The 11,589-nt window shown below is 35.4% G+C and carries 9 protein-coding genes; 5 read left to right on the plus strand and 4 right to left on the minus strand.

Going from position 1 to position 11,589, the window contains the following annotated elements; genetic code table 11:
- Positions 1 to 51 precede the first annotated feature (51 nt).
- Both V6R96_RS10595 and V6R96_RS10600 read right to left on the minus strand, forming a co-directional pair.
- Entirely contained in the window at positions 52 to 567 is a 516-nt protein-coding gene (locus tag V6R96_RS10595; RefSeq protein ID WP_111955159.1) for a hypothetical protein, read from the minus strand.
- Between the two features lie 86 nt (positions 568 to 653).
- Entirely contained in the window at positions 654 to 2,924 is a 2,271-nt protein-coding gene (locus tag V6R96_RS10600; protein ID WP_336378974.1) for a TonB-dependent siderophore receptor, read from the minus strand.
- 186 nt (positions 2,925 to 3,110) lie between these two features.
- On the opposite strand from V6R96_RS10600, the gene V6R96_RS10605 reads away from it, so the two are divergent.
- Entirely contained in the window at positions 3,111 to 4,166 is a 1,056-nt protein-coding gene (locus V6R96_RS10605) for a Gfo/Idh/MocA family oxidoreductase (RefSeq protein WP_336378973.1), read from the plus strand.
- A gap of 101 nt (positions 4,167 to 4,267) precedes the next feature.
- Here the strand turns inward: V6R96_RS10605 and V6R96_RS10610 are convergent, their stop codons facing one another.
- Entirely contained in the window at positions 4,268 to 6,157 is a 1,890-nt protein-coding gene (locus V6R96_RS10610; protein ID WP_336378972.1) for an ABC-F family ATP-binding cassette domain-containing protein, read from the minus strand.
- A 274-nt stretch (positions 6,158 to 6,431) separates the two neighbouring features.
- Here V6R96_RS10610 and V6R96_RS10615 point away from each other — a divergent pair, with 274 nt between their 5' ends.
- The 4 genes from V6R96_RS10615 to V6R96_RS10630 all read left to right on the plus strand — a co-directional run bounded on the left by V6R96_RS10615 (position 6,432) and on the right by V6R96_RS10630 (position 10,542).
- Positions 6,432 to 6,950, plus strand: coding sequence for a DUF1761 domain-containing protein (locus V6R96_RS10615; protein ID WP_307724885.1), 519 nt, complete (start codon positions 6,432 to 6,434; stop codon positions 6,948 to 6,950).
- Between the two features lie 45 nt (positions 6,951 to 6,995).
- Entirely contained in the window at positions 6,996 to 8,129 is a 1,134-nt protein-coding gene (locus tag V6R96_RS10620; protein WP_336378971.1) for an 8-amino-7-oxononanoate synthase, read from the plus strand.
- Between the two features lie 109 nt (positions 8,130 to 8,238).
- Positions 8,239 to 8,751, plus strand: a complete 513-nt coding sequence (locus V6R96_RS10625; protein WP_111955149.1) for a 5' nucleotidase, NT5C type — start codon at positions 8,239 to 8,241, stop codon at positions 8,749 to 8,751.
- A gap of 144 nt (positions 8,752 to 8,895) precedes the next feature.
- Positions 8,896 to 10,542, plus strand: coding sequence for an alpha/beta fold hydrolase (locus V6R96_RS10630; RefSeq protein ID WP_336378970.1), 1,647 nt, complete (start codon positions 8,896 to 8,898; stop codon positions 10,540 to 10,542).
- A gap of 135 nt (positions 10,543 to 10,677) precedes the next feature.
- On the opposite strand, the gene V6R96_RS10635 is transcribed toward V6R96_RS10630, so the two are convergent.
- Complete coding sequence (locus V6R96_RS10635) at positions 10,678 to 11,541, minus strand: glycoside hydrolase family 25 protein (RefSeq protein ID WP_111955145.1); 864 nt, start codon at positions 11,539 to 11,541, stop codon at positions 10,678 to 10,680.
- Between the last annotated feature and the right edge of the window lie 48 nt (positions 11,542 to 11,589).

Genomic DNA, 11,589 nt, shown 5'->3' on the forward strand with positions numbered 1-11,589 from the left:
CAGGTAATCGAAATGTGAATTATTTGGTCTTTTTTTTGATGATTTTGTAATTTAAATACACAAAAGAATCACCGAAATAATAAGGCCTGCAATAGTGAATTTTATTCCGCGTTTGAAAGCTTTTGTTTTGGGATTAAACATCCAGAAACTGGAAACCACAAAAAAGAATAAAGAGATCCCGAAAAATGTATTCAGTGGTGATAAGGTCTCTTTTGACTGGGATTTATGAAGTTTCACCATTTTGTCCAGTACAAAAGGAAGTTCTTTTTTAGAGTATTTTGCCTTTCCGGTAGATGCATCGTAAGTACCCTGTTTAAAATAGATAACAGTACCTTCCGTTTTTTCTGCTTCAAGACCTTTGATTTTCAGTTCTTTTCCAAGCTCTTTCTCTGTAAGATTGACAGCGACTGTTTTATCGTATTTTTTCTCTTTTTTTAGAAAATCGGTGTCCCTGTAAACAAGCAAAATTCCACTCAATGCATAAATGGCCATTATTCCTGCAAGAAAATACCCCAGATAGCGGTGTGTAACTCTCATAAAACTTCTTGTGTCCTTGATCTTATCCATATTGTATGTCTTTTTTTATATTTAAAAATGGAAATTGCAAAAATGCAATTTCCACTTTGAATGATGAAATTATATAATATTTAATTCTAAAGCTTGTAGGTAAGCGTAAAATAATAGTTTCTTGGCGTAATAGGATTTACAGAATAATTTTCATGTACATTGTAATTCACTACATCGAACAGGTTACCCACTTTCCCCTGGATAGAGAATTTCTTCCATTCATAGCCTACAGATACAGATACGGTAGTGTAATCCTTTAATTCAAATACTCTGCTTACTCCATTTCTCGCAGCTAAACTATTGCTTCCGGTCTTTGTATCATTCCATCCGGCAAGACGATCACCAATATAGTAAGCCCCAGTGCCTATTTTTAATCCTTTAGCAAAACGTGTGAATTTATAAAATACCGAGGCATTGGCTGTGGTGGCCGGAGTTCTTACCAGTCTCTGCTCTTCTACATATCCAAATTGTTCAGGAGTATCAAGATAAACTGAATTATTATATGAGAAACCACCTATAATGGATAAATTTTCATTTGGGTTTCCTGTAATATCCAATTCCACACCGCGGCTCCTCATTTTTCCGGCAAAATCTTTTAAAAGTCCGTTAGGGTCTATCTGTAATCCTTTATCATCTAAAGCAACCTGATAATAATTTTTGTATAAAATCTGGTAAACAGTAAGGTTAATAGCCAAGGCATTATTCCACAGGTTTTTCTTTGCTCCTACTTCATACTGATCAATATAAGTAGGCTTAAGAGCTTGATCTTGTCTATCTAAACCAACATTATTGGAGAATGAGTTGGTATAGGTTGCGAATACTGATAAATTATCATTTGGCATATATACTATACCTGCTTTTGGCGATATAGCCATATCGGAAGAACTTGAGAACGGAACATAAGGGGTAGTATTGTCCTTGAAGTTTTCTTTTCTTGTACTTTTGTTTTCTACATAAGACCATCTTAAGCCTGCAAGTACCTTAAATTGCTTTGAAATACTGATGAAATCCTGAGCATATACTCCTATTCTCTGTGTAGGAATTCTTGAACGTTCAAATTTTGCTACATGTTCCGAAGTAGGCATACTACCACCTGCCCATGTAGACGGATCGTCCAAATAAACTGAGCCGTTAGGGTTTCCGTTTGTACCGAACAAATAAGCCGTTCCATATAATGCCTTTTTAGGATCTGCGATAGTGGGATCATAATAGGTGTAAGAATCGGCAATGCCATAATCAGCATCTGCTCCTATTAAAACTTTATGATTAATTTTTCCGGTGTTGAATTCCCCATTGATATTAGCCTGGAACGATGTGTAATTTTGTTCGTTGTAAGTTCTGTTTAAAGGTCTTTTCCATGCTAATCGATTACCGGTTGTATATTCCCATTGTATCCTTTCTGTGGAAAAATAATCCTTAGTGTAATTTTGATAAGAAGCAGTGGCATTCAATGACCATCTTTCGCTGAACTGATGATTGAACGTGATGTTAGTTGATAGTTGTTCTACATTTTGATACTGCCAGTCTGTTCCCAGGAATGCATTTCTGGACAGCAGATTATTCATAGAGTAGCTTTTGTCAGCATTGGTAATGGATCCAATCCCAAAATCGGGAGTAAAATTATTTTTAAGATAATCTGCTTCTACAATCAATTGTGATTTCGGACTCAAATTGAATAAAAATGAAGGATTGAAATAGTATTTCTCAGACTGTACAACATCTCTGAAACTTTCAGCATATTCATAGGCACCATTGACTCTGAATGCAATATTTTTAGATAAAGGTCCATAAATATCAACTGTTGGCTTATAAGAATTCCAGCTTCCACCATTCAGTCCTACACTTCCGCCAAAATTAAATTTAGGCTTCTTAGTGATCATATTAATGATTCCTCCTGCAGCTGTATTTCCGTACAGCATGGCATTGGCTCCTTTCAGTACTTCAACTCTTTCCAGACCACTTACTTCAGGAAAAACACCACTGTTAACCCTTGTACCGTTTTTAAAAATATTATCATTTCCCAAAATAAAACCACGTCCCCCAAAACTGTCCTGAGAATTTCCTCTGGATGAAGTAATGTACATACCATTTACATTCTGAAGAACATCGCTCAGCTGCTTGGCCTGTTGTTGCTCAATAATTTCATGAGTTACAATGGAGATAGCCTGAGGGTTTTCCATTACCGTAAGGGTAGACTTAGTGGATAAAGTCCTTGCCTGGTTTGGATTTCCTGTCTTATGAAGATTAATGTCTTCAATGGTTTGGGTTCTGATGGTATCGGCTTCAATATTTTTCAATTGAGCACTTAAAGATAAGGCTGCCAATAAAAATCCTATAGATGCAAGTTGTTTATTCATTTTATTTTTATGTAGACTAGTTTTAAATAGCGGCAAAAATAAGGTTTTTTTGAAATATTAATTTAGAATTGATAAAAATAATAAAATGATTTAAATCATACTTTATGAATGCTGTAAAAGAACCGATTGCTTCTATGCCTTCTTAAACTGGGGATTATTGAATATATTTGTTGAAAATTATATAGTATGCAATTGATAAAAGCAGGACTTTGTGCCTTTGGAATGAGCGGAAAAATATTTCATGCTCCATTTTTGAAAGAACATCCCGGATTTTTTATGGCTGCCGTAGTAGAGAGAAGTAAAGAAGAGTCAAAAGAAAAATATCCGGAAGCAACTATTTACCGTTCGGTAGAAGAAATGCTTCAGAATGCAGATATTGAACTTGTGATTATCAATACACCTGTACAGACCCATTATGAATATGCAAAGATGGCACTTGAAGCAGGAAAAAATATAATTGTTGAAAAACCCTTCACCGTTAGTGTTTCAGAAGCAGAAGAGCTTGTGAATCTGGCGGAAGAAAAAGGACTGTTTCTGAGTGTTTACCAGAACAGAAGATTCGACCGCGATTTTCTGCAGGTTCATAAAATATTGAATGACGGTAAATTAGGAGATATTAAAGAAGCCGAAATCCGTTTCGACAGGTTCCGTACTACACCCAGCGGAAAACAGCATAAAGAAGATCCACAGCAGACGGGCTCAGGTTCCCTGCATGATCTTGGTGCCCATCTTGTAGATCAGGCCGTCCAATATTTTGGATATCCTGAAAAGCTTTTTGCTGATGTGTTTTCCATGAAAGGACAGGAATATGCCAATGATTATTTTGAAATTCTGCTTTATTACAAAAACAATTTAAGAGTAAGGCTGAAATCATCTGTATTTACCAAAGAAGCTCATTATGCCTATGCTATTCACGGAGAAAAAGGAAGCTTCCTGCAGGAAAGAACCGATAATCAGGAAAATGAACTGGTTGCAGGAGCCATACCGGTTTATGGCAAAGAATGGACAGAGCCTTTAAAAGGGACGGACGGGATTTTAAATTTCGTAAATGAAAGCGCAGAAACCGAAAGAATGCTGACTGCAAGCGAACCCGGGAACTATATGAATTATTATCAGCAGATTTATGAATATATCGTTTTCGGATATGCATTACCATCTCAGGGAAGAGAGGTTGTCCAGAATATGAAAATCATAGATGCATCCCTGGAAAGTTCAAAAGAAGGGAAAATAGTATACCTGTAGGGTAGAGGAGTTTGAGAGTGGGAGTGTTTGAGTGTAAAAGTATTTGATATTTAGAATTTCCTTAACACTCAAACACTCCCACTCTCAAACACTCTCACTTATTATATTTCCTGAAGTTCCAGCCATCTCATCTCATAGTTTTCAAGCTTTTCAGAAATAGTTTCTAATTCGGCAGAAAGTTGAGAGACTTTTTCATAGTCTGTTTCGTTATTTAGCTGATCCATGATCTTAGCACGTTGCTGTTCAAGCTCAGGCATTTCTTTTTCTATCGTTTCCAGTTCCCTTTGCTCCTTAAAAGACATTTTTCTTTTTTGAGAAGCAGGTTGCTGAATCTCTGGTACGGCAACAATTTCTTTTACAGGTTCCGGTTTGGATACTGTATTTTTTTCCAGTGCATCCTCACGGCTTTTAGCTTCCCTGTATTCTGAAAAGTTTCCGATAAAATCTCTGATCTTTCCTTCTCCTTCAAAAGCTAAAATATGATCAACAATTCTGTCCATGAAATACCTGTCGTGAGATACAATAATTAAGCTGCCTTGAAAATTCAACAGGAAATTTTCCAGCACGGTTAAAGTCGGAAGATCCAGATCGTTGGTAGGTTCATCAAATATCAGAAAGTTAGGATTCTGATACAGGATATACATTAAATGTAGTCTCCTTTTTTCCCCTCCTGAAAGTTTCGAAATTGGCGAATATTGTGTCTGGTCATCAAATAAGAATAATCTCAAAAACTGTGATGCAGAGATTGTTCTTCCGTTGGCTAAAGGAAAATTTTCAGAAATTTCCTTGATAAAATCAATAACTCTTTCATCTTCTTTATACTTCAGCCCTTTTTGTGAAAAATATCCGAATTTGATTGTTTCACCCGTTTCAATTTCCCCGGAATCTTTAGGTTCAAGCCCTTGGATAATATTCAGTAATGTAGATTTTCCGGCTCCGTTTTTTCCTACAATTCCTACTTTTTCACCCCGTTGAAACTGATAGCTGAAATCTTTTAATAATAATTTCTCACCATAACTTTTAGAAATATTTCTGAGTTCCAGAATCTTGTTTCCGAGCCTTTTCATTTCAAAATCAAGTTCCAGAGATTCTTTTCTGGTGTCGGTTTTAGCTATTTTTTCAGTTTCGTAAAAATCATCCTGTCTGGATTTCGATTTTGTAGTTCTTGCTTTGGGCTGTCTTCGCATCCATTCCAGTTCTTTTCTGTAAAGATTGTTGGCCTTGTCGATGGTTGCATTCATATTATCCTCACGAATCATCTTGTTTTCAAGATAGGTTGCATAAGAACCATTATGGAAATACAGATTTTTATCCTCCATTTCCCAGATGATGCCACAAACTGCATCCAGGAAATATCTGTCGTGGGTTACCAGTATTAAGGTAATTTTCGCTTTACTTAAATAACTTTCGAGCCATTCTACCATTTCCACATCAAGGTGGTTGGTTGGCTCATCCATGATCAGAAGAGTATGACGGTGTTCCGCTCTTGTCTCAGTCAGTAGTTTTGCTAAAGCAACACGTTTGATCTGTCCACCGGAAAGGGTTCCCATTTTTGCTTCCAGGTCAGTGATTTTCAGCTGGGAGAGAATTTGTTTCATATCATTCTCCAGATCCCATGCTTTATGAATTTCCATTTCAGCCAAAGCTTTTTCAATGAAATCATAATCTGTGGAGAGCAGAGATTGATGATAATTCTTCAGAGCCTGAATAGGCGCAGAATCAAGCGTCATCATAAACTCATCAATCGTTAGATCAGAATCAAATTCAATCTCTTGGTCAAATAAAACCACCTGGATATCTTTATTAATATTTACAGTCCCGCTGTCTGCAATTTCATTCCCCATTAATATTTTAAGAAGGGTAGATTTTCCGCTTCCGTTTTTGGCGACAATGGCTATTTTGTCCCCTTCATTCACATGAAAAGAGATATTTTCGAACAAAACTTTGACGCCATAAGATTTAGTAAGATTTTCTACAGAAACGTAATTCATTGGAATTTAATGGGTTTGATTTAAAAATTCAATTGAGCCGCAAAAATACGAAAATGTACACACTTAAAACTTACTAATGCCATTATATAAGAATCTTTAAAACGTAAATCATTTTTTTTATAATTAGTATAGGATTGGAATGTAATATTAGATTTTTATTGAATTTATTCTATTTATTTTTTAATTTATAGTTAAAATGAATTATAATTTACGTAAAGTTCATTTTATATTGTATTTTAATGTAGATTTGATATACTTATTAAAATGCAATATTATGATGGAAATTAACTTATTGGCTATTGCTGTAGCCGCATTGGTTCCACTTATTATGGGATTTATCTGGTATCATCCAAAAATGTTCGGAACTGTCTGGATGCAGGAATCGGGGCTGACAGAAGAGAAAATGAAAGGATCAAACATGGGATTTATTTTTGTCTTTTCATTTATCCTGTCTTTTCTGATCGCTTTTTTTCTGCAAATGATTACAATACATCAACTTGGAGCCTTAGGTATGGTTGGTGGAGATGAAATGAATGCAAAACCTTCATTTTTTGCCTTCATGAAAGATTACGGAATGGCCTATCGTTCTTTTGGCCATGGTGCTTTGCATTGTTTTATAGCCGGAGTATTTTTGATATTTCCCATTACTGCAATTAATGCAATGTTTGAAAGGAAATCATGGAAGTATACTTTCATTAATACTGCATACTGGACCATAACGATCACCATTATGGGCGGAATTGTCTGTGGCTGGTATTTGCCGGATGGCTTTAATTGGGTTACACAAAAATAAAATTCTAACGATCCAAATGATAAGGCTACATTTGTGGCCTTTTTTATGTCATATAATTTAAAAATATACAATAGCGTTTCGGATTTACCTTCACAGTGGAATTCTGTGATCGGAAACCGGAATATTATGCTTTCCAAAGAATATTTCAATATTTTGGAATCTTCCGGGCCTGCCAATATGGAATGCTATTATGCCGGTTTCTTTTATAATGATGATTTGATTGGCGGTGCTTTATTCCAGTATTTAAATTTCCAGAATCATGTGACCTTTCAGAAAAATGAAGTCTGGGGCAATATCAGGAATTTCTTTGCCCGAAAATTCAGTAAAGATGTAATGATCTTGGGAAACAATATGCTGACAGGCCAGAATGGATTTTATTTTGATGCTGCCAAAATTACTTTTGAACAGGTCGTTCCACTTTTGGACAGGGCGGTTCAGAAGATGCAGAAAGACATCAGAAAAACGTCTTTGATCATTTATAAAGATTATCAGTTCAATTTTGTCAACTATTTCCAGAGTAAAAACCATCAGCCTTATTTCCGATTTTCAGTTCAGCCTAATATGATATTGAAGATAAACGAAAGCTGGACTGTGTATGAGGATTATTTGAATGATTTTTCTAAAAAATACAGGACCAGAGCCCGCTCTGCCCGAAAGAAATTTGAAAATATAGAAAAGCATGAAATGAATTTGGATGAGATACAAAAGCATCAGGATGAAATGAATATTCTCTATCAAAATGTAGCTGAAAATGCCCCGTTCAATACCTTTTTTCTTGCTGAACATCATTTTGAATGCATGAAGAAAAATATCAATGAAAATTTTAAAGTATTTGGATATTTTTTAAACCAAAAGCTGATTGGATTCTATACTTTAATCCTCAATAATCAAGATATTGACACCTATTTTTTAGGCTATGATAAAGAAATTCAAAAAGAAAGGCAACTGTATCTCAACATGCTTTTAGATATGGTAGAATTCGCAATTAGCAATAAGTCTAAAAGAATAATTTTCGGGAGAACAGCTTTGGAAATAAAATCAACCATTGGTGCGGAACCTATTGAAATTTTCGGATTGATAAAGCATAATAATTCTTTGGTCAATTTATTTATGAAAAGAATTTTCATAGGATTAAATCCTAAAAAAGAATGGATTCAAAGAAAGCCTTTCGTTGAATAGGCTGCGATGAGATAAATTTGTCTTAAATTTTCATTTTGTATAGATGATATTTTTTATTTTTTTTGATATGTTGTAAGTTTAAGCTTTCATAAAATTACATATTAAAATAATGAAAAAAGTAATCGTAGACATGGACGGGGTAATGGCAGATGTGTACCATCAGCTGGTGCAGTTTGAAAAAAGAGACTCAGGAAGAGAAATTGAAATCAATGATCTGGCAGGAATGCCTGAAACTGAAGCGTTTCCCAATGGAAAAAAACACGTTAATGAAGTTGGCTTTTTCAGAACGCTTCCTGTCATGGAAGGAAGCCGTGCAGCTTTGGAATACATTAATAACAAATATGAGCTCTACATTGTTTCTGCTGGGATGGAGTTTCCTAACAGCTTAAGAGAAAAATTTGATTGGTTGGCAGAACATTTTCCGTTTATCAGCTGGGAACAAATTGTTTTGTGTGGAAGCAAAAAGGTGGTACACGGTGATGTAATGATCGATGATTATCCTAAAAATCTGGATCATTTTGCCGGAGAAAAACTAATTTTCACCCAACCTCACAACGAGCTGATAGAAAATGAAAATTACAAAAGAGTGCATTCATGGGAAGAGATCATGAATATTCTGTAAAAAGAAAAGTTTATGCATTTTTTAGAATTCCTATCACAGACTGGTGATTTTTTAAAATAAGTTTAACTAAATACAAACCAAATTTAATAAGTCATTGTGAGTATTCAAGGGAGAAAATAAAGAATTTTGCATCAAACTTATACTATGAAAAAACTCAATGCTTTATTCTTACTTTTAGCAGCCTATTTTCTTAATGCACAGGTGATTTCGGGAACTGTAATTTCCGGAAATGAAAAACAGCCGATTCCTTACGTAAAAATTGGGGTAGAAAAAGAGAACGCCGGTACTGTTTCCGATGAGAAAGGAAATTTTGCTATTAACCTTTCGGGATTTGATCCATCAAAAAAACTAAAAATAGAGGTTCCCGGCTATGAGCCTTATTCTGAAACTGTACAGAATTTCAGGAAATATGATGGTCAGCAGATATTTTTAAAAGAAAAAATTAAAAATATAAAGGAAGTCAATATTAAAGTTAAAAAGCTGGTTGATAAAAACTGGGGCGTCAATACGAAAACAAAAAGTGTTCTGTATTCCGTGAACCCTAAGTTCAAAAAAGAAGATTTTCTTGGTGAAACAGCTTTGGAATTTAACGCCAGCAGAAGATCCAAGATCAAAAATATCAACCTGAATATCGCCAGCTATATTTCAGACAAGCCCGTGCTGATGAGATACAGTCTTTATACCGAAAAGAATGGTTTTCCCGACCAAAATATTCTGGATGAACAAATCACAGTAGAACTTACGGAAGATATGATTAAAGACGGAACTTATACACTGGATGTGAATGATCATAATATCTGGGTGCAGGGAAAATTCTTTATCGGAATTCAGTTTTTAAAAGAATTTGACGGAAAGGTTAATATCAGTGCTGCATTGTTCAGAACGGGATTTATTAGAAAATTTTATGGTGACTGGCAGAAAATAACCCTGGCAGCCCCAGCCATTAATATCGATGTAAAAGTGGATAAAAGCGCAAAGAATATCAAAGATGAAACGGCTGCTTTTGGAGATGACCTCGAAGGGCTGATCCCAGATGTTTCCCAATATAGTATGGAATCTAAAAACTCTGTGTATGGGAAAAACGAATCTTCGGGCAGCTATCTTCAATTAAAAGGTACAAAGCTTTATTACGAAATTTATGGTGAAGGAGAACCGCTTTTTCTTCTTCATGGGAATTCAGGAAGTATCCAGGATTTTTACCAGCAGATTCCGGTTCTTTCCCAACAGTTTAAAGTAATTGTTGTAGATACCAGAGGGCAGGGTAAAAGTATTGATACTTCCGAAAGAGATTTTACCTATACCCAATTTGCAGAAGATATAAAAATGCTTGCAGACAAGCTGGAATTGCATAAAATTAATATTGCCGGATGGAGCGACGGTGGAGTCACAGGATTAGAATTTGCTTTAAAATATCCGGAAAACCTGAACAAATTGATTACCATTGGGGCCAATGCTTTTCCTGAAGGTGTCGACGAAAGACTTATTTCTCATATGAAAAATCAGCTTCTGGTGCTGAATGTAGAGAATAAATCTGAAAAATTTAACGAACGCAGACTGGTAGAAATTATGCTGAATGAGCCTCATATCAGTAAAAAAGATCTGGCAAAAATACAAAGTCCGGTTCTGGTGATTGCAGGTGATAAAGATGTGATCAAACAGGATCATACTGAAATGATATCCAAACAGATCCCACATGCTGAACTTAAGATCTATAAAAATGCAACCCACATGATTCCTTTCGAAAATGCTGATGAGCTGAATGCAGATATTTCAAGATTTCTGGGGAAATGATTTTAGGTTGGAAGAGGGAGGCTGGAAGATATTGCTGATAATTGGCCTCCTTCGGTTATTTCTTAAACTTATAAATTAATTTAAAAATTGATTAAACCCGGGAGAAATAATTCTTTTGGGTTTCTTCCTTCCCTGTCAATCCAGCGTAAGTCTTTTTAACGACCAGGTGCTTCCATTATAGATATCAAGATCTACTTTGGTGTTAATGCCATGAACAATACCATTTTCCGTAAACTGCCAGAAATCCCAATGATCATTGGGAGTGGGAGAGGGTACATCATTGTAATTCGCCAGCCAGAGCGGATAATCGTCAAATTCTCCTTTCAGGAAGTCTTTATAGTAATGATAATAGGTATAGATGATCGGTTTTTCCCCATACGTTTCCTCTATGATTTTGCACCATACCTTTAAATCTTCTATCAGTTTTTTATTTGTTTTTCTTTTCGGGATCTTTTCAATATCTAAAATAGGGGGAAGGTCACCGCTTTCCAGTTTTACATTCGCTAAAAAATTATTAGCCTGGATCACAGGATCTTCATCAGCCCTGTAAAAATGGTAGGCTCCCCGAATCAGATTATGTTTTTGGGCTTTTACCCAGAACTCATCAAAATGTTTGTCGGCATTTCGGTTTCCCATTGTGGCACGCATGACTACAAATTCCAGTGGAATTGTTTTATTTCCAATGCTCAGACTGTCCCATTTGATATCTTCCCTGTTCTGATAATGAGAAACATCAAAACCATATGTTTTATCGAGATTAGCGGTAAGGATTTTCTGTATCCTTGCTGCTTCCACTTCACTGTTGTGTAGTTTTTTATGTCTGAATTTATTGAAGTACAGTGCATAATAATAGCTAACCGACTGTTTCAGGTAAAATCCTGTTCCTATTAAAGCAAGAATTAAAACAGCTAATATTACTTTTCTCCGGAAAAAATAATTCTTCCGACGATTCTCATGTACTTTTTTGGCCGTCTTTTTGGTGTACTTTTTAGGTGTCATAAAGTTTTGCAAAACTAACTTTTTTCACTACTAAATGCTAAATAAAAT

This window comes from Chryseobacterium sp. CCNWLW53, from assembly GCF_037083525.1.
Lineage (GTDB): Bacteria > Bacteroidota > Bacteroidia > Flavobacteriales > Weeksellaceae > Chryseobacterium > Chryseobacterium lathyri.

Excerpts from the sequence above, each read along its gene's own strand:
- V6R96_RS10595 (WP_111955159.1), bottom strand. The coding sequence starts at position 567 with ATGGATAAGATCAAGGACACAAGAAGTTTTATGAGAGTTACACACCGC.
- V6R96_RS10600 (WP_336378974.1), bottom strand. The coding sequence starts at position 2,924 with ATGAATAAACAACTTGCATCTATAGGATTTTTATTGGCAGCCTTATCT.
- V6R96_RS10605 (WP_336378973.1), top strand. The coding sequence starts at position 3,111 with ATGCAATTGATAAAAGCAGGACTTTGTGCCTTTGGAATGAGCGGAAAA.
- V6R96_RS10610 (WP_336378972.1), bottom strand. The coding sequence starts at position 6,157 with ATGAATTACGTTTCTGTAGAAAATCTTACTAAATCTTATGGCGTCAAA.
- V6R96_RS10615 (WP_307724885.1), top strand. The coding sequence starts at position 6,432 with ATGATGGAAATTAACTTATTGGCTATTGCTGTAGCCGCATTGGTTCCA.
- V6R96_RS10620 (WP_336378971.1), top strand. The coding sequence starts at position 6,996 with ATGTCATATAATTTAAAAATATACAATAGCGTTTCGGATTTACCTTCA.
- V6R96_RS10625 (WP_111955149.1), top strand. The coding sequence starts at position 8,239 with ATGAAAAAAGTAATCGTAGACATGGACGGGGTAATGGCAGATGTGTAC.
- V6R96_RS10630 (WP_336378970.1), top strand. The coding sequence starts at position 8,896 with ATGAAAAAACTCAATGCTTTATTCTTACTTTTAGCAGCCTATTTTCTT.
- V6R96_RS10635 (WP_111955145.1), bottom strand. The coding sequence starts at position 11,541 with ATGACACCTAAAAAGTACACCAAAAAGACGGCCAAAAAAGTACATGAG.